Below are 19933 nucleotides of genomic sequence, written 5' to 3' on the forward strand. Positions count from 1 at the left end.
GGACCACCGAAGATCCCCATGGCTTCCAGTTCCCACGTGAAGAACGACGCTTCGACCCCCGCACCCGTCGCGGCCACCGGCGTCCGCCGCTCGGTCCTCCCCGGGGGAGTGCGGGTCGTCACCGAGCACGTCCCGGGAGTGCGCTCGGCGGCCGTCGGCGTGTGGGTCGGCGTCGGATCCCGCGACGAACAACCGTCGGTCGCAGGCGCCGCCCACTTCCTCGAGCACCTGCTGTTCAAGGCGACCCCGACGCGTACCGCTCTCGACATCGCCGAGACGATGGACGGGATCGGGGGAGAGCTCAACGCGTTCACCAGCAAGGAACACACCTGCTTCTACGCGCACGTCCTCGACGACGACCTGCCGATCGCCGTCGACGTCGTCGCCGACGTCGTCCTGCGCGGCCGGTGCCTGAGCGCGGACGTCGACGTCGAGCGTCAGGTGGTGCTCGAGGAGATCGCGATGCGCGACGACGATCCCGAGGACCTGCTCGGCGACTCGCTGCTCACCGCACTGTACGGCGATCACCCGATCGGACGGCCGATCATCGGATCCGTCGAGTCGATCGAGTCCATGACCCGCACCCAGCTGCATTCGTTCCACGTGCGCCGCTACACGCCGCCGCGGATGGTCGTCGCGGTCGCCGGCAACGTCGACCACGCGCACACCGTCGAACTGGTGCGCCGCGCCTTCACCGGTCATCTGGACGACGCGGCCACTCCCGCGCCCTGCCGCGACGGTCGGCTCGAACTGCGTACCGCGCCGACGATGAGCATCGTCGAGCGCGACAATGAACAGGCTCATCTGACCCTCGGCGTGCGGTCCTTCGGCCGGCACGACGGGCGCCGCTGGGCGCTGTCGGTGCTCAACGCAGCTGTCGGCGGCGGACTGAGTTCGCGTTTGTTCCAGGAGGTGCGCGAGAAGCGGGGCCTGGCCTACTCGGTGTACTCCGGCACCGACACCTTCGCCGACACCGGCGCCTTCTCCGTGTACGCGGGCTGTCAGCCCGACAACCTCGGTGAGGTCGCCGCGGTGGTCCGGGAGGTACTCACCGACGTGGCCGAACACGGCATCACCGACGCGGAATGCGCTCGCGCCAAGGGGTCGCTGCGCGGTGGTCTCGTACTCGGACTCGAGGACACCGGGGCGCGCATGCACCGGATCGGCCGCAGCGAACTGAGCTACGGGCAGCACTGGAGCATCACCGAGACCCTCGAACGCATCTCGTCGGTGTCCACCGAGGAGGTGCGCAGGGTGGCAGCCGACCTGCTGCACCGGCCGTTCGCGGTCGCCGTCGCCGGTCCCTACAGGCGCACGCGGGACCTTCCGGCGTCGGTGCGCGAACTCGTGTCCTGAATCGTCCCCAGCTGGGCCAGTCGGCTCCGCAGGCGTCCGATGTCGTGCGCGACGGGTCCCGCCCGGGCGGCGAGTTCCGGCACGGCGACCTCCGAGACGAACACGACCCGCGCGTCGCGGTCGTGGAGCACGTCCACGAGATTGGCGAAGCGCTGCGCCGGTTCGCCCCCCGCGGCCGTCAGGTCCGGGATCCCGTCGACGACCCAGAACAGGTGGTCCGCCGCGAGCGCCAGATAGTCGGCCGGAGCCGTGGTGTGCCCGCAGAGATCGCCGAAGTCGAACCAGAGACAGTCCTTCTCGGCCCGTAGGGCGCGGAGCGGACGTCCCGCCGGGCGCAGGACCCGATGTTCGGCCGGTGTCGGCCGCTCGAGACCGAGTCGTCGTAGCTGCAGGTCGGACGGGGAGACGGCCCAGATCCCCGACGCGAAGCCCCGCGCACGGTCGGAATCGAGCCGGTGATCGCGCGGACCGTCCAGGGCGACGACCGTCGCGCACCGCTCGACGAGCTCGATCGTCGGGACGAAACCCTCGTGGAAGAGCGGGTTGGGGAGCAGGTCGTGGGGAGGATAGTTCGAGGTCAGGACGAGGCGCGTGCGCCGTGCGAGCAGTGCGGGGAGCAGCCGTGCGACGAACGTGCCGTCCGCCGGATCGTGGACGTGGAATTCGTCGAAGCACACGAGCTCGGCGCGACCGATCAGGTGATCGAGTGCGGCGTCGAGATCGAAGCGGTGCCGCCGGAGCTCGACGTGCAGGTCGCGGAAGAACTCGTGGAAGTGGACGCGCAGCTTGTCCGGTCCGGGATAGGCCGAGAAGTACACGTCGGCGAGCCAGCTCTTGCCGCGTCCGGGTGGGCCCCACAGATAGACGTTCGGGCGCTCGGGATGACACAGCTGCTCGACGGCGTCGTGTTGCGCGGGATCGAGCACGAAGCCCCGGCTGCGCGCGGCGTCGTCGAACACGGTGCGGGGGACCGGGTTCGAAGTGGCGGTGTTCGGCGACCTGCGGTTCCTGCGTCGGCGCAACCTCACGGCCGAGACTCTATCATCGTAGAGTGACGACTTCGCCCCAACGTCCCTCCCGGCGCACAGCCATCAGCGACGCCGCCCTCGAACTCGCCGCCCGCGGCGGCAACCACGCGGTGACGCACACGGGCATCGACGTGCACCTCGGCCTGCCGAAGGGGTCGACCTCTTACTACTTCCGCACCCGCCACGCGCTCGTCTCGGCTGCGATCGCCCGCCTCACCGAACGATCGCGCGCGGATTTCGCCGCGCTGTTCGACGCCACGACCGGCGACCCGAACCCATCCGACCTGATCGCGCGCTATCTCGAACGCCTGCTCACCGTGCGCCGCAGCGATGTGCTCGCCCGCTACGCGCTCGCGACCGACGCGCGGCTCGAACCGGAGTCGGCCGAAGCGCTCGCGACCTGCATGTTCTCGATCCCCGCGGCGAGCGATCTCGTGCGGCAGCTCGGGGCGCAGGAGCCCGACACGGCGGGGCGCGATCTGGTGGTCCTGCTCGAAGGAGTCCTGTTCGATCGCACGCACGGCACTCGCGCCCACACGTCGCCGGATTCGGGCAGGGCGTGGGTCGACGAGATCCGTTCGACCGTCGGTCTGTGGCTCGACGCGCTCTGCGCGCAGCAGTAGGTGGCATTCGACCCGCTCGGGACATCCCCGGGTGGTTGCGTAGGATTTCCGGGGAGACGGCAACGAAAGGGCGTGACGACGCAGTGGATGCAACAAAGGTTCGGGTGGGTGTACTCGGGGCTGCCGGCAAGGTGGGCCAGGCGATCTGCGCCGCCGTCGACGCCGCGTCCGATCTCGAGCTCGTCGCCACCGTCGACAAGGGCGACAGCCTCGACGCCTTCGTGAACTCGCAGACCCAGGTGGTCGTCGACTTCACCCACCCCGACGTCGTCATGGACAACCTGCACTTCCTCGTCGAGAACGGCATCCACGCCGTGGTCGGAACCACCGGCTTCGACGACGAGCGCCTCGACCGGGTGCGGAGCTGGCTCGCGGATCGTCCCGAGGTGGGCGTGCTCATCGCGCCGAACTTCGCGATCGGTGCCGTGCTGTCGATGCGCTTCGCTCAGGCCGCCGCCCGGTTCTTCGATTCCGTCGAGGTGATCGAGCTGCACCACCCGAACAAGGCCGACGCCCCGTCCGGCACCGCCTACCGCACCGCCCGTCTGATCGCGCAGGCCCGCGCCGAGGCCGGTGTGGCTCCGAGCCCGGACGCCACCACCACCGAACTCGACGGTGCGCGCGGCGGTGACGTCGACGGTGTCCGCGTGCACTCCGTGCGTCTCGCCGGCCTCGTCGCTCACCAGGAGGTGCTGCTCGGCACCCAGGGCGAGACCCTCACCATTCGGCACGACTCGATCGACCGTTCCTCCTTCGCTCCCGGCGTGCTGCTCGGTGTGCGGGAGATCGGTAAGCGACCGGGTCTGACCGTCGGAATCGATCCCCTCCTCGACCTGTGAGAACTGGCTCGCTCAAAGTGCTCGTGCCCATCGCGTTCATCGTGGTGGCGCTGGGGTTCTACTTCGTTCTGCTCGGCTCCACCGGCCTGAAACTGATCCGGTCCGGTGAGGTCGCGGCGATCGGTCTCGGGATCGGCATCCTCATCCTCCCGATCGTCGGGGCCTGGATCGTCTACGCGACCCTCCGCGCAGGGCTGCAGCATCAGCACCTCGCGCGGCGGATCCACGACGAAGGCCTCGAACTCGACGTCGACGACCTGCCCCGCATGCCGTCGGGGCGGGTCGAGCGGGACGCCGCCGACGAACTGTTCGCGACCGTGAAGCAGGAATGGGAAGCCGACCCCGACAACTGGCGCAACTCCTACCGGCTCGCACGCGCCTACGACTATGCGGGCGACCGCAGTCGCGCGCGGGAGACGATGCGCCGGGCGGTCGCGCTCGAGAAGCTCGAACGGGACGGCCACGCCGGTTTCTGAACCGGCGAGCGGCTTTGACAACCTCGACGTGGTGCAGCAGCCTGCTGATGTGACGGACGAGGCTGTGGAAGACCGGGCAGGGGCGGACGAGGCAGGGCGCGGGGACGGATCCCGCACGGTGCTGGTGGTGCACCACACCCCGTCGCCGCCGACCCGCGAGATCCTCGAAGCCGTCCTGGCGGGAGCTCGGGACCCGGAGATCACGGGTGTGACCGTCCGGGTGGTTCCCGCGCTGGGCGCCACGGTGCCCGATGTGCTGGCCGCCGACGGCTTCCTGTTCGGCACGACAGCCAATTTCGGTTACATGTCGGGTGCGCTCAAGCACTTCTTCGACACGGTCTACTACCCGTGTCTCGATGCCGTGGCCGGCCGTCCCTACGGTCTGTGGGTGCACGGGAACAACGACACAGCCGGCGCTGTGGCCTCGGTTCGGCGCCTGACCACCGGGTTGGGTCTCGTGCAGGCTGCTGCCGATCTCGAGATCACCGGACCGGTCGACGCGAAGTTGCGCGAGCAGTGCTACGAGCTCGGCGCCATCGTCGCGGCGACCGCGGCCGGTGAGATCTGAAGTCAGCGAAAGTACTTCGCTCCGCGGTCAGCGGAAATGCTTCTCCGTGAACGACTTGAGGCCCTTGCCGGCGGTTTCGAGGGCCATCTTCTCGGCGCGCCGCACGAGGAAGCCGGGGACGGGGATCTTCGGGTCGATCGTCAGGGAGAATTCGGCCGTCGTGCCGGATCCCTTGGTGGTGAGGGTGTAGGCGCCGTCCTGCTGGCGCTGCTGGCTGCTCTCCACCAGGGTCCACGACATGGACTCGTCGCCGTTCCAGGCGTACTCGACGACCTGTTCGTCGGTGATGCCGACAATGGAGACGGTCATCCGCACGCGGTGCGGTCGTCCGTCGGGGTGGGTGGACTCGACGGTGACGGACTTGTGGGTCGACGACCACTCGGGCAGGCGTTCGACCGCGGCGAGCGCGGCCATCACCTGCTCCGGGGTTGCGTCGATGTCGAAACTCCTGGTGCTGCTGACCGCCATGCGCCCTCCGCGTCGCCCGATTGTGTGCGTCGGCACTCTATCGTGCGGTGAGGTGCCTCACGCGTCGGTGCGAGGGCCCGTGTCGTCGGGTCCCGCGGCATCGTCCGGGCCGGCGGTGTCGGTCGGCGGTTGCTCGGTGGGTGCAGGCGGGGTGGGCTTCGCCCAGCCGCCCTGCCGGCGCCATTCGTCGGCCCGGCGCTGGTAGCGCATCTGCTCACGCAGGGCGCCCTGCACGGCCTGTGCCATCCAGGAGTTGAGCGACAGTCCGCTCTGCTGCGCCGCTTCCTCGGCCTTGGTCTTGATCTGCTCGACGAGGCGCAGGGTCACCCGGCTGATGTCGCCGGTCATCTCCTCGAACGACGGCGTCGGATCCTCGTGCGGGGGAGCGGGTTCGTTGTGGACGGCGAGGACGGCATCGGTGCCGTCGAGTCGCACCGTGACGGTGCGGTCGCCGAGTTCGGCGCTGATCTCGTTGGCCATGTCGGACAGTGCTGCCAGGACCGCGAGGCGGACGGGTGCGGCGATGGCGGTCGCGAGGGCGGCGGCGGTGCGCCGGGTCTGCTCGTCGCCGAGTTCGGCCGCGGAGATCACGGAGTCGGTGATGGCGGACGTGTACTTGTCGATGTCCATGACGCCAGTGTGACGCCGCTGGTGACGTCATGCAAGGTGTCATCGTGATGTCATCGATCGTCGCAGGTCGAGGCGCGTTAGTGTTCGGACGGAAGAGACGGTGCGTCATAAGGACGCGCGACGACCGAGGCGAGGAGGAGACGATGGCGCCCGAACCCGCCGTTCCGAAGGTCCGGCTCATCGCCACGACGGAGTTCCACGTCCCCGACGACGTCGACTGGGACACCGACGCCGAGGGCGGCGAAGCGCTCATCGAGTTCGCCGGTCGCGCCTGCTACCAGAGCTGGTCCAAGCCCAACCCCCGCACCGCGACGAACGCCGGATACCTCCGTCACCTGCTCACCGTGGGACACCTGTCCGTTCTCGAACACGCCACGGCGACCTTCTACATCACCGGTATCTCCCGCTCGTGCACGCACGAATTGATCCGGCACCGGCACTTCTCGTTCTCGCAGTTGTCCCAGCGTTTCGTCGCCGACGGCGAGGTGCCCGTGGTGGTTCCGCCCGCGATCGCGGGCGATCCCGAGCTCGAGGAACTGTTCCTCGCCGCCGCGGAACGCAGCCGCGAGGCGTACGTGGCGCTGCTGGCGGCGCTCGACGAGAAGCTCTCGCATCTTCCCGCCGGTCCGTTGCGCGCCAAGCAGGTCCGGGAGGCCGCCCGGGCGGTGCTTCCCAACGCCACGGAGACCCGCATCGTCGTCACCGGCAACTACCGCTCGTGGCGTCACTTCGTCGCGATGCGCGCGACCGAACATGCCGACGTCGAGATCCGGCGTCTCGCCGTCGAATGTGTGCGTCAGCTCGCGGATGCCGCACCGAACGCGTTCTCGGACTTCGCGATCACGAAGCTGGCCGACGGCAGCGAGATCGCAGCTCCCACGCTTGCGACCGATCTCTGATCGACCTGCACACAGATCTCCGATCGACCTGCACACAGATCTCCGATCGACCTGCACACAGATCTCCGATCGACCTGCACACAGATCTCTGCTCGACCGCTACACCGATCTGTGATCCGTCTTCGGGGGGCGGGCGTGTGTCGAGTCGGCCCTGCCACGCGGTAGCCTTCTGACCATGACCAACGGTGATTCCGCAACTGCTGTCGAGCTTCCGTTCGGCACCGTCGCCACAGCGATGGTGACCCCGTTCACTGCCGATGGCAAGCTCGACGTGGATGCGGGCGTGCGTCTGGCGAACTACCTCGTCGACGGTGGCTGTGACGCACTGGTTCTCGCCGGTACGACCGGCGAATCGCCCACGACGACCGAGAACGAGAAGATGGAGCTGATGCGGGCCGTGCTCGCATCCGTCGGCGACCGCGCCAAGATCATCGCCGGTGCCGGCAGCAACGACACCGCCCACAGCGTCGAGCTCGCGCGCGACGCCGCGCGGGCGGGTGCACACGGCCTGCTCGTGGTGACCCCGTACTACTCGCGTCCCCCGCAGGCCGGCCTGTACGCCCACTTCGTCGCGGTGGCCGACGCGACCGATCTGCCGGTCATGCTCTACGACATCCCACCTCGATCCGTCGTGCCGATCGAGATCGACACGCTGCGTCTGCTCGCCGAGCACCCGCGGATCGTCGCGGTGAAGGACGCCAAGGGTGATCTGAACGCGGGCGCCGAGCTGATCGGCACCACCGACCTGAAGTTCTACTCGGGCGACGACCCGCTGAACCTGCCGTGGCTGTCCGTCGGTGCCGTCGGATTCGTCAGCGTGATCGGCCATCTCGTGCCCGGTCGCCTCCGCGAGCTGCACACCGCTTTCGAGGCCGGCGATCTCGAACTCGCCCGCCGCATCAACCTGTCGATGGTGCCCATCTACCGCGCCGTCGCCCGGCTCGGCGGCGTGAGCGCCTCCAAGGCCGGTCTGCGGCTGCTCGGCATCGACGTCGGAGAGCCTCGTCTGCCGCAGGTCGCCCCGGTGACCGCGCAGATCGACGCTCTCGCGGCGGATCTCCAGGCTGCGGGGGTGCTGTGATGAGCCGCCCCGCACGCGGCCGGGGCCGCGCCACCCGCAACGCCGGTCCGCCCGCCCGCGTTCCGCGGCGTGTCGCGCAGAACTCGGCGAACCCCCAGCGTCCGGACGCCCGCATCGTCGACCCCACCGAGCGATTGGGGCTGCCGCCGAAGGCTCCCCGCGACGGTCTGCGGGTCGTCGCGCTCGGCGGTATCGGTGAGATCGGCCGCAACATGACGGTCTTCGAGCACCAGGGACGACTGCTCGTCGTCGACTGCGGTGTGCTCTTCCCCGAGGACCAGCAGCCGGGCGTCGACCTGATCCTGCCCGACTTCCGGTACATCGAGGACCGGATGGACGACGTCGAGGCGATCGTCCTCACCCACGGTCACGAGGACCACATCGGTGCCGTGCCGTTCCTGCTGCGCCTGCGCCCCGACATCCCGGTCGTCGGGTCCAAGTTCACCCTGGCGCTGGTCGCGGCGAAGTGCCGCGAGCACCGTCAGCGCCCCAACCTCGTCGAGGTCGTCGAGGGGCAGACCACCTCACACGGCCCGTTCGAGTGCGAGTACTTCGCGGTCAACCACTCCATCCCCGACGCGATCGCCGTCGCGATCCGTACCGCGGCGGGCGTCGTGCTGCACACCGGCGACATCAAGCTCGACCAGCTGCCGCTCGACAACCGTCTCACCGACCTCGCGGGCTTCTCCCGCCTCGGTGACGAAGGTGTCGACCTGTTCCTCGTCGACTCGACGAATGCCGAGGTCCCCGGTTTCGTCACGCCCGAGCGCGAGATCGGCGGAGTGCTCGACACCGTCATCGGCAAGGCGACCAACCGGGTGATCGTCGCGTCCTTCGCGAGCCACGTGCACCGCATCCAGCAGATCGTCGACGTCGCCGAGCGCTACAACCGGCGCGTGGCGTTCGTCGGCCGGTCGATGGTCCGCAACATGCAGATCGCGCAGGATCTCGGCTACCTGAACGTGCCCGACGGCCTCGAGGTCGACATCGACACCGCCGCGAGCCTGCCCGACGACCGGGTCGTGCTGGTCTCCACCGGTTCGCAGGGCGAACCGCTCTCGGCGCTGTCCCGGATGGCGCGCGGCGAGCACCGGCAGATCAACATCCGGGCCGACGACCTCGTCGTCCTCGCGTCGTCGTTGATCCCCGGCAACGAGAACTCGGTGTTCGCGGTCGTCAACGGTCTGGCCAAGCGCGGCGCGAAGGTCGTCACCCAGCAGAACGCGAAGGTGCACGTCTCCGGTCACGCGTCGGCCGGCGAACTGTTGTACCTCTACAACGCGGTGCGTCCCACCAACGCGATGCCCGTCCACGGCGAGTGGCGCCACCTGCGGGCGAACGCCGCCCTGGCCGAGGCCACGGGTGTTCCCCGCGAGCGGATCGTGCTCGCGGAGGACGGTGTGGTCGTCGACATGGTCGACGGACTCGCGGAGATCGTCGGGCGCGTCCCGGTCGGTCACGTCTACGTCGACGGCCTGTCGGTGGGCGACGTGGGCGAGTCCACGCTGTCCGATCGTCTCGTCCTCGGCGAGGGTGGTTTCATCTCGATCTCCGTCGCGGTCGACGCCACGACCGGCCGTGCGGTGAGCACCCCGGAGGTTTCCGGTCGCGGTTTCTCCGACGATCCGGGCGCGCTCAACGAAGCAGCGCAGCTCGTCGACAAGGCGCTCAACGAACTCGCTGCCGAAGGGGTCACGGAGACCCATCGCATCGCCCAGGGCATCCGCCGGGTCGTCGGACGCTGGGTCGCCGAGACCTATCGTCGTCGCCCGATGATCGTGCCCACGGTGATCCCGGTCTCCTGAGCGCGGTCCGCGCGGGTCCGCCGAACACGCGGGCTCGCGCGATGGGCGCGGGCGATGGTGATCGCTAGAGTGGCGGAATGAGCCTCGCCCGAAGCGAACGACATGCCCTCGTCCGCACCATGTCCGAGGTCGGACCCGACGCGCCGACGCTCTGCGGCGATTGGACGGTCCGGGATCTCGCCGCACACCTGCTCGTCCGCGAGCGCCGCGTGGACGCGATGCCCGGCATCGTCGTCCCGGCCCTGGCCGATCACACGGAGAAGGTGCGACGCTCCGCCACCGACCGGCAGTGGGCACACCTGCTCGCCGACGTCGATTCCGGCCCGCCGAAGTGGTCGCCGATGTTCCTGTTCGATGCCGTCGCCAACGCGGCGGAGATGTTCGTGCACCACGAGGACGTGCGCCGCGCGCAGCCCGGATGGGAGCCGCGGACGCTGTCGGCGGACGACCAGGACCAGCTCTGGCGGATCGCGCGGATGATCGGACGCAACAGCTACGGCGGATGCGACGTCACGGTGGTCTTCGAAAGGTCCGGTTCCGGCGAGCGGGTCACCCTGCGCAGGCGCGGTCCGCGCACCGTCGTGCTGCGCGGCGAACCGTCCGAACTCGTGCTGCACGCCTTCGGACGCGATCAGGTGCGGCTCGGGATCGAGGGCGACGAGTCGGCGGTCACCGAACTGGCGGGGTCGAAACGCGGACTGTGAGCGCTCGCCCGGGCGGCGTGTGACCAGTGCCGCCGCCCGGTACCCGTGTTGCTGATGGTTCATGAGAGGTCCGTGCGGCTACCCTGGCGGATATGGCAGGAAAGTCGTCGGGCAGCCGCGGAACGTCGTCTACGACCTCTCGGTCGCGGACGGGGGCGCGGGGCTCGGGCGGCAGCACCTCCCGTGCTCGCAGCGCGGGTGCCTCCACTTCGAAGACCCGATCGACCGCGAAGTCGAAGGCGGCCGGTTCCACCCGGTCCACCGCTGCACGCAAGCCGCGCGCCGCGGCCTCGACCGCGAACCGTCGCAGCGGTGGCACCGCGCGTCGCGCTCCGGCCGCGAGCCGCCGCCCCGCGCCCGCCCGTCCCCGGCGCAGTTCCGGGGGGATTCTCACCGCCGTGGGCCGCACCGTCGGTGCCGGCTGGATGATGACGGCCCGCGCCGTCGGAGCCACGACCCGCACGATGGGTCGCGCCACCGAGATCGAGTCCGGACACCGCCGCGACGGCATCGCGCTCGGACTGATCGCCCTCGGCGTGATCATCGCCGGCACGGTGTGGTTCGGCGTCGGTGGCCCGGTGGGGGAGTGGGTCGAGACGGCCGTCCGCGCCGTCACCGGCGGTGCGAGCGCGGTCCTTCCGCTCGTCGCGGTCGGCATCGCAGTGACGCTGATGCGCACCGAACCGCATCCCGAGATCCGTCCCCGGCTCGTCGTCGGCGGACTGCTCGTCGGTCTGCCCGCACTGGGCCTGTGGCACATCGCCTCCGGTTCGCCCACCGACGCGGAGGGCCGATCCGAAGGAGCCGGTTTCGTGGGTGCCGCCGTGGGCGGACCACTCACCTCCGGCCTCACCGTCTGGCTGTCCGTGCCGCTGATGCTCCTCGCGGCAGGCTTCGGGATCCTGCTCCTCACCGGAACCACGGTGCGTGAGCTGCCGGAACTGTTCCGCGACTACTTCGGCCTCGGCTACCGCGCCGACGACGAATACGGCGACTACGACGACCACTACGACGACGGTTACGGCTACGACGAGCCGCCGATGTTCGACGCCGACGGCTACCCGATCGACGAGCCGCCCGCGCCCAAGCGGTCCCGCCGCCGCCGTACCCCGGTGGAGAACTACCCGCCCGACGAGTTCGACGGAGACGCGAAGACCGAGGTGCTCCCGCTGTGGGACGACCGCGCACCCGAACCGGAGAAGCCCACCTCACCGCCGGCCACGCTGGAGATGCCCTCGGTCGCCGAGACCCCGGCCGCAGCACCGGCCCCCGCTCCCGCCCGCAAGAAACCGAAGACCGCGCCCGTCCCCGAGGTCGTCGACCAGACCTCCGAACCGGAACCGGCAGAGACGTTCGTCCGCGACCGCGAGGTCGAGGGCGACTACACGTTGCCCTCCCTGGAACTGCTCACCAAGGGCGATCCGCCCAAGACGCGGTCGGCCGCGAACGACCAGATGATCGAGGCGATCACCGAGGTCCTCGAACAGTTCAAGATCGACGCCGCGGTCACCGGCTTCACCCGCGGCCCGACCGTCACCCGCTACGAGGTCGAGCTCGGCCCCGGCGTCAAGGTCGAGAAGATCACCGCGCTCGCCCGCAACATCGCGTACGCGGTGGCGACCGACAACGTCCGTCTGCTCGCGCCGATCCCGGGTAAGTCCGCAGTCGGCATCGAGGTCCCCAACACCGACCGCGAACTCGTGCGTCTGTCGGACGTGCTCGCGGCACCGTCGACCCGCCGCGACCACCACCCCCTCGTCATCGGTCTCGGCAAGGACATCGAGGGCGACTTCGTCTCGGCCAACCTCGCGAAGATGCCGCACCTGCTGGTCGCCGGTTCTACCGGTTCCGGTAAGTCGAGCTTCGTCAACTCGATGCTCGTGTCGCTGCTCATCCGCGCGACGCCCGACGAGGTGCGGATGATCCTCATCGACCCCAAGATGGTCGAGCTGACGCCCTACGAGGGCATCCCGCACCTGATCACCCCGATCATCACGCAGCCCAAAAAGGCCGCGGCGGCGCTCGCGTGGCTCGTCGAGGAGATGGAGCAGCGCTACCAGGATATGCAGGCCAACCGTGTGCGGCACATCGACGACTTCAACGCCAAGGTGAAGTCGGGGGAGATCACCGCACCGCTCGGCAGCGAGCGCGTGTACCGGCCGTATCCCTACATCCTCGCCATCGTCGACGAGCTCGCCGACCTGATGATGACGGCCCCGCGCGACGTCGAGGACGCGATCGTCCGCATCACCCAGAAGGCCCGCGCCGCCGGCATCCACCTCGTGCTCGCCACCCAGCGACCCTCGGTGGACGTCGTCACGGGTCTCATCAAGACGAACGTGCCCTCGCGACTCGCGTTCGCGACGAGTTCGCTCACCGACTCGCGTGTCATCCTCGACCAGCCCGGTGCCGAGAAGCTCATCGGTATGGGCGACGGACTGTTCCTGCCGATGGGCGCGGGCAAACCGATCCGCCTGCAGGGTGCGTTCATCACCGACGAGGAGATCGCAGGGGTCGTCGACTTCGCCAAGAACCAGGCCGAACCCGAGTACAACGAGGGCGTCACCGCCCCGAAGGCCGGCGACAAGAAGGACGTCGACCCCGACATCGGCGACGACCTCGACGTCTTCCTGCAGGCGGTCGAACTCGTCGTCACCAGCCAGTTCGGGTCCACCTCGATGCTGCAGCGCAAGCTCCGCGTCGGCTTCGCCAAGGCCGGTCGCCTGATGGACCTGATGGAGACCCGCGGCGTGGTCGGCCCGAGCGAGGGCAGCAAGGCCCGCGAGGTGCTGGTCAAGCCCGAGGAACTCGACGGCCTGCTGTACTCGATCCGTGGCGGCGGAGACCCGGCGGAGGCCCCGGTCGCAGAGCAGTGAGACAGGCCTCCCGGCGGGAAGTGACGATGTGTGGCACAATCGTGGGAGCTGTGGAGGGGAGTATCCCCTGATCCGCGGCGGTCTCGTCAACACGTGCGGCGCCGATGCCGTCCCGGGGCCGTCGGTCCGGCGATAGCCCGGGCGGGAGAGACCTCCGGCAGGTACGCATACCTACCGGAAGGCCCGTGTATCCATGCACGTAACCCTGACCACCTGGTTGATCACGATCGCCGTCATCATCGGGTTGTTCGTCTTCGACTTCTTCGCCCACGTCCGCAAGCCGCACGCGCCCACCCTGCGCGAATCCGGCTTCTGGTCGGCCGTCTTCATCGCCATCGCGATCCTCTTCGGCGTGATCGTCTTCGTGATCTGGGGCCCGACCTACGGCGGCGAGTACTTCGCCGGCTACATCACCGAGAAGGCGTTGTCGGTCGACAACCTCTTCGTCTTCGTCATCATCATGGCCACCTTCGCGGTGCCCCGTGAGTACCAGCAGAAGGTTCTCACCATCGGCATCGTGCTGGCCCTGGTCATGCGTGGTGCCTTCATCGCGGTCGGTGCCGCGGCGATCAACGCCTACAGCTGGGTGTTCTACCTGTTCGGCTTCTTCCTCGTCTACACCGCCGTCAAGCTCATCCGCGACCACGGCGAGGACCCGCAGGGCATCTCGGAGAACCGGATGGTCAAGCTGGCCCGGAAGTTCCTGCCGGTGCACGACGAGTACGACGGCGACCGGCTCGTCACCCGCATCGACGGCAAGAAGCTCGTCACGCCGATGCTGCTCGCGCTCGTCGCGATCGGGTTCACCGACATCCTCTTCGCGCTCGACTCGATCCCCGCGATCTACGGTCTGACGAACGAGCCGTACCTGGTGTTCACCGCGAACGCCTTCGCGCTGATGGGTCTGCGACAGCTGTTCTTCCTCATCGGCGGTCTGCTCGAGCGGCTGGTCTACCTGTCCTACGGACTGTCGATCATCCTGGCGTTCATCGGCGTGAAGCTGGTGCTCCACGCCCTGCACGAGAACACGCTCGGCTGGATCAACGGCGGCGAGCACGTCGCCGTCCCGGAGATCTCCACCGGCGTGTCCCTGGTCGTGATCGTCGGCGTGCTGGCCGTGACGACGGTGGCCAGCCTGCTGAAGACGCGCGGCGAGAAGGAATCCGTCAGGAGTTGAATACGCCCATCACCGGGTTCCACCCGGTGATGCGCACGGCATCGACGAGGTCGCGCTGCGCGAACGGGTCCTGGGCCATCAGTTCGCGCGCCGCGGCCTCGTCGGCCACGTCGACGAGGATGAGCGCACCCGAACCGTCCGTCCACGGGCCGGTTGCCCGCACGATGCCCTGTTCGACGAGATCGCCGAGCCATGCGCGGTGCTTCGGGCGGTGCTCGTCGCGCGCCGAGGCGGTCGCGTCCGAATAGGTGTACTCGACGGCGAACAGGGCCATGCGGGCCTCGCTTTCGTGGTCTCGATCAGAGGGTGAGGAGCATCCGGGTGTTCCCGAGCGTGTTCGGTTTCACATAGCTCAGGTCCAGGAACTCCGCGACGCCCGTATCGTACGACCGGCACATCTCCGCGTAGACCTCGGCCGTCACAGGAGTCCCCTGGATCTCCGCGAAACCGTGCCGCGCAAAGAATTCCACCTCGAAGGTGAGCACGAACAATCGTTCCAGCTCGAGCTCGCGGGCGACCTCGATGAGGCGCGCGACGATCAGGTGACCCGCGCCGTGACCCTTGACCGACGGATCGACGGCCACGGTGCGTACCTCGCCGAGATCCGACCACAGCACGTGCAGGGCACCGCAACCGACGACCTGCCCTCCGAGTTCGGCGACCCAGAACTCCTGGACGGCCTCGTACAGGGTCACCAGATTCTTCTCGAGCAGGATCTTGCCCGCGTAGATGTCGATGAGCCGCTTGATCTCGGGCACGTCGGAGGTTCGGGCGCGCCGGACGACCATTCGATCGTTCGAGTCGTGGTTCGTCGGCGGTGTCGTCATGCGGTGAACAGTAGCGCGTGCGGCTACCGATATTGTGGGGCACATGAGCACGCCCCGCCAGCATGTCACCGCGTCGGGCGGGAGCGGCGCCGCACCGGGACCGCACGCCGGGAGCCCGCACGATCCGGTGCCGTTGTGGAACATCGCCAACATCCTGACGGTGGGCCGGATCGCGTTGGTGCCGGTCTTCCTGGTGCTGCTCTTCGTCGGCGACGGGCACGACACCGTGTGGAGGCTCGCGGCGACCGGAGTCTTCGCGATCGCCGCCATCACCGACCGGATCGACGGTCAACTCGCGCGAAAGCACGGTCTCGTCACCGATTTCGGCAAACTCGCCGATCCCATCGCCGACAAGGCCCTCATCGGTGCCGCGCTGGTCGGCCTGTCGTTGCTCGGCGACCTGTCGTGGTGGGTCACCGGGATCATCGCGGCCCGGGAACTGGGGATCACCGCCCTGCGGTTCGCCGTGCTCCGGCACGCCGTGATCCCGGCGAGTCGCGGCGGCAAGCTCAAGACCCTGGTACAGACGCTCGCGATCGGCGTCTACCTGCTGCCGCTGCCGGACTCGGTGGCACCGGTGGCGATCGGCCTGATGATCCTCGCGGTCGCCCTGACGGTGGTGACGGGACTCGACTATGTGGTCCAGGCGATCCGGCTGCGTACCGGGGTGCGCCGGAGCGAGACCGTCCGGGCGGAGGACGGGCCGGCGGACGACGTCGCCGCCCAGGACACGCCGGACGACGGTCGCACGGTGGGTGAGGACGCCCGGTGACCCTGCCCCGTAACCGCGTCCGGTAACCACGTGCGGCACGTGCGGGATCCGGCCCGGTGCGGCCGACACCGCTGTGTCGGGACTACTCGGACGTCTGCAACCGCCGTCGGCGTTGTAATGTCTGGACACCGCGGTATCGAGGTCCGATCGATCTGCGGGAACCTCGCAGCGTCGTCGTGCGTTGACGAGGTGTCGGCACGACGGACGAAGGAGGATGGGATGGCGCTGTTGTTGCGTGAGGCACTCGGTGACAGCCTTCGGCGCACCCGTGTTTCGCAGAGCCGCACCCTGCGCGAAGTCTCCAGCAGCGCCCGGGTCAGCCTCGGCTATCTCTCGGAGATCGAGCGCGGCAGGAAGGAGGCCTCGAGCGAACTGCTCGCGGCCATCTGCGATGCACTGGACGTCCCGCTGTCCGACGTGCTGTTCGACGTGAGCGGTCTGCTGGCGGACGGCGTCGACCGTCGCGCGGGCATGGAGACCACCGCAGCCGCCACGGCACCCGCCGAGCGGTCCGACGACGGCGCCACCGCCGAGCCGGGGCTGCTCGCGCAGGAGCCGCGCATGGTGATCCCTGCACCCGCCGCACAGGCGCTGGCAGCCGCCTAACATGGATCACGAACCGTGCCGGCCTCGCCGGATACGGTCGTAAGCGACATCGACCGGGGCGTGGTGCGTGCACGGACCCGGCCGGGGCAGGTGGGTCGTCGGGGGTAGCAGCGGACCGGCGATCTTCGAACCGGGGCGCGAGGGCCGCGTACCGGGTCGCGTTCGGCGCGGCGTACCAGATGGAGGCAGGATCACACCCATGGCTAATCCTTTCGTCAAGGGCTGGAAGTACCTGATGGCGCTTTTCAACTCGAAGATCGATGAGAAGGCCGATCCGAAGGTCCAGATTCAGCAGGCGATCGAGGACGCGCAGCGGCAGCACCAGGCGCTCTCGCAGCAGGCGGCTTCCGTCATCGGTAACCAGCGTCAGCTCGAGATGAAGCTCAACCGTCAGTTGGACGAGGTCGAGAAGCTCAACGCGAGTGCTCGCCAGGCCGTCATGATGGCCGACCAGGCGACGGCGGCGGGCGACACCGAGAAGGCAATCCAGTACACGAACGCGGCGGAGGCCTTCGCGGCCCAGCTCGTCACCGCCGAGCAGTCCGTCGAGGACCTCAAGGTGCTGCACGACCAGTCGCTCCAGGCCGCCGCGCAGGCCAAGAAGGCCGTCGAGCAGAACGCCATGGCGCTGCAGCAGAAGGTCGCCGAGCGCACGAAGCTGCTCAGCCAGCTCGAGCAGGCCAAGATGCAGGAGCGCGTGAGCGAGTCGCTGCGTTCGATGGATTCGACCCTCGCAGCGCCGGGCACCACCCCGAGCCTCGACGCCGTCCGCGAGAAGATCGAGCGTCGCTACGCCAACGCTCTCGGTTCCGCCGAGCTCGCCCAGAACTCGGTGCAGGGCCGCATGCTCGAGGTGCAGCAGGCCACCGTCCAGATGGCCGGCCACAGCCGACTGGAGCAGATCCGGGCATCGATGAAGGGCGAGGCCCTTCCGGGCACTCCCGCCAACCCTGCCGTCGACACGCGCAAAGAGCCCCCGAACGCTGCCGGTACCACCGGCCGCTGATCCGCACGCCTCGGAACCGATCCGCCGTGAACGCCTTCGGAGACGACCGGACCGGGAACATCCCCGGTTCGGTCGTCTCTGCGTTCCGCGACGCCACCGACAACGCGATGGAGGCCGCGCGCCGCTGGCGCGATCCCGCCGCCCGCTTACGGCGTAAGAAGCGTCGCGCGCGTCGCCGGGCCAGTTTCTTCGGTGCCGGCTCGGGCACCACAGCAATCGGCACCGCCACTCTCGCCGTCGCGTCGGCTCCCGAATGGACGCTCGTCGCGGCCGGGGGAGCCACGGCGGCTCTCGCGGTGCCCGCCGTCCTCGCCGTCCGTACGTTCCGTCGTCTCGATGCGGTGCCGCTGCCCCCACCGCCGCCGCGCCGCCGGTCGCTGCCACCGGCCGGTTCGGTCGCCCGCGCCCCGATGGAACGCCTCGCGGCGAACGAGGAGAGCCTGCGGCGACTGCTCGGTGTGCTCGTCCGGTCGAACTCCGTGGCCCCCGACGACCTCACCGAGATCGACGACGCGGCCCGCGCAGCCGCATCCGCACTCGATGCCGTCGTCGAGGACGTCGTGGCCCTCGAATCCGCCGCGCGGGGCAGTGCGGCCGCGAAGACCCATCTCTCCGCCGCCATCGTCGACGCCGGCGAGCGTCTCGGGACGGGTGTCGACCAGTTCGAGGAACTCGTCGCCGCCGCCGCACGCCTCGCCGCGACCGCCGAGGGCAACCGGTCGCTGGCGATGCTCGACCAGCGACGCGCCGAACTGATCGCCACGTCCGACAAGCTCGAGAGCTGGGCGCAGTCCTGGCGCGAGTTGGGACAGATCGAGCAGCGTTACCGCCCCTGAGGGGTGGAACACCTCCGTCATCGACACCGCGAGCCGAGCACGTCGGCCGTCGACACCGGTCAGTCGTCCACACCACGAGCGGCGAGGGCCTCACCCATCGCCTCCGCGGTGCGCAGCGCTCCCACCACCACCGGAACCACGAGGGCCCGCAACGAGAATCCGAGACCACGCGCCTTGCGTGCCTCGGTCACGCGGGTGACCACGGTGCCGATCAGCGGGATGGCCCGGACGGTCATCACCAGCACGAGTCCCACCCGATCGGGATCGACCCCGGCGCGCGCGAGGGGACGCGCCGCCCGCACGATCGCGTCGAGCATCTCGGTGGTCCGCGTCGTGAGGGTCACGAGGGCGGCCAGAGCGACCGCCACGAGCAGCGACCCGCAGATCACCACCGCCCGTTCCCATCCCGCCACCAGGACCTGGAACGCTGCGATGATCGCCAGCATCCACACCAGCGGCCGCAATTGCACAGCGGCCAGACGCGGAGGTATGCGCGCGGCCGCGTACGCGAGCACGGCCAACGCCAGGGCGGGCAGCACCTGCCAGGGCTGCCGGATCCACAGGGTCAGGGCGAGGATCAGTGCTGCCACCGCGAGCAGCTTCGCTCCCGCCGGAAGCCGATGCAGGACGGAGCGTCCGGGATGGTAGAGGCCGAAAGTGTTCACCCGATCAGATTCCGGTAGAACGCGAGCGCGGACGCCGGTTCGTCGTCGGCGACGACCCGCCCCGAATCGACCACCAGCACACGATCGAAGTCCGCGAGGAGTTCGAGATTGTGGGTCACCGCGATCACCTGCTGTGGCAGGCTCGCGAAGGTGCGCGCGATGAGCTTCGTGTTGCGCAGGTCGAGCAGGGTCGTCGGTTCGTCCGCGACGAGCACCGCCGGGTCGGTCACCATGATCGCGGCGAGCGCGAGCAACTGCTTCTGGCCGCCCGAGAGCAGGTGGCTGGGGTGGTCGTGATGCCCCGCGAGCCCGAAGTCGGCGAGGACCTGCCGTACCCGGGCCTCGCGTTCCTCCTTGCCGAGTCCGCTGCGTCGGAGCGAGAAGGCGACGTCCTCGGCGACCGTCGGCATGACGATCTGATGGTCCGGGTCGGTGAAGACGAATCCGACCTTCTTGCGGACCTCCCGGCCCTTGCGCGCTGTGTCGAGGCCGTCGACGGTCACCGAACCGGACGACGGGACGAGCAGGCCGTTGATCATGCGCGCCATCGTCGACTTGCCGCTGCCGTTCGCGCCGACGATGCCGACGCGTCGTTCGGTGAGGACCACGTCGACCCCGTCGAGGACGGTGCGGTCGCCGTAGGCGTGCCGCACCTCCCGGAATCGGATCTCGCTCATCGACGGTCGGGCGG

General features: G+C 69.2%; 22 protein-coding genes. 15 read left to right on the top strand and 7 right to left on the bottom strand.

Annotated elements, in window-relative coordinates:
* The first annotated feature begins 18 nt into the window (after positions 1 to 18).
* A complete protein-coding gene (locus tag LPH33_RS10055) occupies positions 19 to 1356 on the top strand; it encodes a M16 family metallopeptidase (RefSeq protein ID WP_160875931.1) in 1338 nt (445 codons plus the stop codon).
* Here the strand turns inward: LPH33_RS10055 and zapE are convergent.
* Positions 1305 to 2315, bottom strand: a complete 1011-nt coding sequence (zapE, locus tag LPH33_RS10060) for a cell division protein ZapE (RefSeq protein WP_229568315.1) — start codon at positions 2313 to 2315, stop codon at positions 1305 to 1307. The genes LPH33_RS10055 and zapE overlap by 52 nt on opposite strands.
* A 92-nt stretch (positions 2316 to 2407) precedes the next feature.
* On the opposite strand from zapE, the gene LPH33_RS10065 reads away from it, so the two are divergent.
* The 4 genes from LPH33_RS10065 (at position 2408) to LPH33_RS10080 (ending at position 4890) form a co-directional block, all read left to right on the top strand.
* Entirely contained in the window at positions 2408 to 3007 is a 600-nt protein-coding gene (locus LPH33_RS10065; protein WP_160875933.1) for a TetR/AcrR family transcriptional regulator, read from the top strand.
* Between the two features lie 83 nt (positions 3008 to 3090).
* Positions 3091 to 3846, top strand: coding sequence for a 4-hydroxy-tetrahydrodipicolinate reductase (dapB, locus tag LPH33_RS10070; protein WP_170318494.1), 756 nt, complete (start codon positions 3091 to 3093; stop codon positions 3844 to 3846).
* Positions 3843 to 4322, top strand: a complete 480-nt coding sequence (locus tag LPH33_RS10075) for a hypothetical protein (protein ID WP_160875935.1) — start codon at positions 3843 to 3845, stop codon at positions 4320 to 4322. The genes dapB and LPH33_RS10075 overlap by 4 nt, the downstream gene beginning before the upstream one ends.
* A gap of 64 nt (positions 4323 to 4386) precedes the next feature.
* Positions 4387 to 4890 carry a flavodoxin family protein gene (locus LPH33_RS10080; RefSeq protein ID WP_229568316.1) on the top strand — a complete coding sequence of 168 codons (504 nt, stop codon included), beginning with the start codon at positions 4387 to 4389 and terminating at the stop codon, positions 4888 to 4890.
* Positions 4891 to 4917: 27 nt separating this feature from the next.
* Here the strand turns inward: LPH33_RS10080 and LPH33_RS10085 are convergent, their stop codons facing one another.
* Both LPH33_RS10085 and LPH33_RS10090 read right to left on the bottom strand, forming a co-directional pair.
* Positions 4918 to 5358 carry an SRPBCC family protein gene (locus LPH33_RS10085; protein WP_016695553.1) on the bottom strand — a complete coding sequence of 147 codons (441 nt, stop codon included), beginning with the start codon at positions 5356 to 5358 and terminating at the stop codon, positions 4918 to 4920.
* Positions 5359 to 5415: 57 nt separating this feature from the next.
* A complete protein-coding gene (locus tag LPH33_RS10090; protein ID WP_088898227.1) occupies positions 5416 to 5988 on the bottom strand; it encodes a hypothetical protein in 573 nt (190 codons plus the stop codon).
* Positions 5989 to 6131: 143 nt separating this feature from the next.
* On the opposite strand from LPH33_RS10090, the gene thyX reads away from it, so the two are divergent.
* From thyX to LPH33_RS10120, 6 genes are all read left to right on the top strand, one after another.
* Positions 6132 to 6887 carry an FAD-dependent thymidylate synthase gene (thyX, locus tag LPH33_RS10095; protein WP_016695555.1) on the top strand — a complete coding sequence of 252 codons (756 nt, stop codon included), beginning with the start codon at positions 6132 to 6134 and terminating at the stop codon, positions 6885 to 6887.
* A 175-nt stretch (positions 6888 to 7062) separates the two neighbouring features.
* Positions 7063 to 7968 (top strand): 4-hydroxy-tetrahydrodipicolinate synthase, encoded by a 906-nt coding sequence (gene dapA, locus LPH33_RS10100; protein WP_229567954.1) that lies wholly within the window; start codon positions 7063 to 7065, stop codon positions 7966 to 7968.
* The gene (locus LPH33_RS10105; protein WP_016695557.1) at positions 7968 to 9773 is read left to right on the top strand and encodes a ribonuclease J; all 1806 of its coding nucleotides are present in this window, start codon (positions 7968 to 7970) and stop codon (positions 9771 to 9773) included. Before dapA ends, LPH33_RS10105 begins: the two co-directional genes overlap by 1 nt.
* A 77-nt stretch (positions 9774 to 9850) precedes the next feature.
* Positions 9851 to 10477, top strand: a complete 627-nt coding sequence (locus LPH33_RS10110; protein WP_229567955.1) for a TIGR03085 family metal-binding protein — start codon at positions 9851 to 9853, stop codon at positions 10475 to 10477.
* A gap of 92 nt (positions 10478 to 10569) precedes the next feature.
* Positions 10570 to 13353: a DNA translocase FtsK gene (locus LPH33_RS10115; protein ID WP_229567956.1), complete on the top strand. Its 2784-nt coding sequence runs from the start codon at positions 10570 to 10572 to the stop codon at positions 13351 to 13353.
* Positions 13354 to 13546: 193 nt separating this feature from the next.
* Positions 13547 to 14530, top strand: a complete 984-nt coding sequence (locus tag LPH33_RS10120) for a TerC family protein (RefSeq protein ID WP_088898225.1) — start codon at positions 13547 to 13549, stop codon at positions 14528 to 14530.
* Here the strand turns inward: LPH33_RS10120 and LPH33_RS10125 are convergent.
* Together LPH33_RS10125 and LPH33_RS10130 are read right to left on the bottom strand one after the other, a co-directional pair.
* Complete coding sequence (locus LPH33_RS10125; RefSeq protein ID WP_033096530.1) at positions 14520 to 14804, bottom strand: YciI family protein; 285 nt, start codon at positions 14802 to 14804, stop codon at positions 14520 to 14522. The two genes, LPH33_RS10120 and LPH33_RS10125, sit on opposite strands and share 11 nt — an antisense overlap.
* Positions 14805 to 14829: 25 nt before the next feature.
* A complete protein-coding gene (locus tag LPH33_RS10130) occupies positions 14830 to 15357 on the bottom strand; it encodes an amino-acid N-acetyltransferase (RefSeq protein ID WP_016694603.1) in 528 nt (175 codons plus the stop codon).
* Between the two features lie 43 nt (positions 15358 to 15400).
* Here LPH33_RS10130 and pgsA point away from each other — a divergent pair, with 43 nt between their 5' ends.
* The 4 genes from pgsA (at position 15401) to pspM (ending at position 18577) form a co-directional block, all read left to right on the top strand.
* Positions 15401 to 16129: a CDP-diacylglycerol--glycerol-3-phosphate 3-phosphatidyltransferase gene (gene pgsA, locus LPH33_RS10135; RefSeq protein ID WP_016694602.1), complete on the top strand. Its 729-nt coding sequence runs from the start codon at positions 15401 to 15403 to the stop codon at positions 16127 to 16129.
* Between the two features lie 219 nt (positions 16130 to 16348).
* Positions 16349 to 16735 (top strand): helix-turn-helix domain-containing protein, encoded by a 387-nt coding sequence (locus LPH33_RS10140; protein ID WP_026061660.1) that lies wholly within the window; start codon positions 16349 to 16351, stop codon positions 16733 to 16735.
* Positions 16736 to 16934: 199 nt separating this feature from the next.
* Entirely contained in the window at positions 16935 to 17741 is an 807-nt protein-coding gene (pspA, locus tag LPH33_RS10145; protein ID WP_006551283.1) for a phage shock protein PspA, read from the top strand.
* A gap of 26 nt (positions 17742 to 17767) precedes the next feature.
* Positions 17768 to 18577, top strand: coding sequence for a phage shock envelope stress response protein PspM (gene pspM / locus LPH33_RS10150; protein ID WP_160875939.1), 810 nt, complete (start codon positions 17768 to 17770; stop codon positions 18575 to 18577).
* Positions 18578 to 18636: 59 nt separating this feature from the next.
* Here pspM and LPH33_RS10155 read toward each other — a convergent pair whose 3' ends face one another.
* Both LPH33_RS10155 and LPH33_RS10160 read right to left on the bottom strand, forming a co-directional pair.
* On the bottom strand, positions 18637 to 19242 hold the full coding sequence (locus LPH33_RS10155; protein ID WP_160875941.1) for a CbiQ family ECF transporter T component: 606 nt from the start codon (positions 19240 to 19242) through the stop codon (positions 18637 to 18639).
* On the bottom strand, positions 19239 to 19919 hold the full coding sequence (locus tag LPH33_RS10160) for an energy-coupling factor ABC transporter ATP-binding protein (RefSeq protein WP_024100681.1): 681 nt from the start codon (positions 19917 to 19919) through the stop codon (positions 19239 to 19241). Before LPH33_RS10160 ends, LPH33_RS10155 begins: the two co-directional genes overlap by 4 nt.
* Positions 19920 to 19933 lie beyond the last annotated feature (14 nt).

This window comes from Rhodococcus sp. RDE2, from assembly GCF_020885655.1.
GTDB classification, from domain to species: Bacteria; Actinomycetota; Actinomycetes; order Mycobacteriales; family Mycobacteriaceae; genus Rhodococcus; species Rhodococcus pyridinivorans.

Excerpts from the sequence above, each read along its gene's own strand:
- LPH33_RS10055 (WP_160875931.1), top strand. The coding sequence starts at position 19 with ATGGCTTCCAGTTCCCACGTGAAGAACGACGCTTCGACCCCCGCACCC.
- LPH33_RS10085 (WP_016695553.1), bottom strand. The coding sequence starts at position 5,358 with ATGGCGGTCAGCAGCACCAGGAGTTTCGACATCGACGCAACCCCGGAG.
- LPH33_RS10090 (WP_088898227.1), bottom strand. The coding sequence starts at position 5,988 with ATGGACATCGACAAGTACACGTCCGCCATCACCGACTCCGTGATCTCC.
- thyX (WP_016695555.1), top strand. The coding sequence starts at position 6,132 with ATGGCGCCCGAACCCGCCGTTCCGAAGGTCCGGCTCATCGCCACGACG.
- dapA (WP_229567954.1), top strand. The coding sequence starts at position 7,063 with ATGACCAACGGTGATTCCGCAACTGCTGTCGAGCTTCCGTTCGGCACC.
- LPH33_RS10105 (WP_016695557.1), top strand. The coding sequence starts at position 7,968 with ATGAGCCGCCCCGCACGCGGCCGGGGCCGCGCCACCCGCAACGCCGGT.
- LPH33_RS10110 (WP_229567955.1), top strand. The coding sequence starts at position 9,851 with ATGAGCCTCGCCCGAAGCGAACGACATGCCCTCGTCCGCACCATGTCC.
- LPH33_RS10115 (WP_229567956.1), top strand. The coding sequence starts at position 10,570 with ATGGCAGGAAAGTCGTCGGGCAGCCGCGGAACGTCGTCTACGACCTCT.
- LPH33_RS10120 (WP_088898225.1), top strand. The coding sequence starts at position 13,547 with ATGCACGTAACCCTGACCACCTGGTTGATCACGATCGCCGTCATCATC.
- LPH33_RS10125 (WP_033096530.1), bottom strand. The coding sequence starts at position 14,804 with ATGGCCCTGTTCGCCGTCGAGTACACCTATTCGGACGCGACCGCCTCG.
- LPH33_RS10130 (WP_016694603.1), bottom strand. The coding sequence starts at position 15,357 with ATGACGACACCGCCGACGAACCACGACTCGAACGATCGAATGGTCGTC.
- pgsA (WP_016694602.1), top strand. The coding sequence starts at position 15,401 with ATGAGCACGCCCCGCCAGCATGTCACCGCGTCGGGCGGGAGCGGCGCC.
- LPH33_RS10140 (WP_026061660.1), top strand. The coding sequence starts at position 16,349 with ATGGCGCTGTTGTTGCGTGAGGCACTCGGTGACAGCCTTCGGCGCACC.
- pspA (WP_006551283.1), top strand. The coding sequence starts at position 16,935 with ATGGCTAATCCTTTCGTCAAGGGCTGGAAGTACCTGATGGCGCTTTTC.
- LPH33_RS10160 (WP_024100681.1), bottom strand. The coding sequence starts at position 19,919 with ATGAGCGAGATCCGATTCCGGGAGGTGCGGCACGCCTACGGCGACCGC.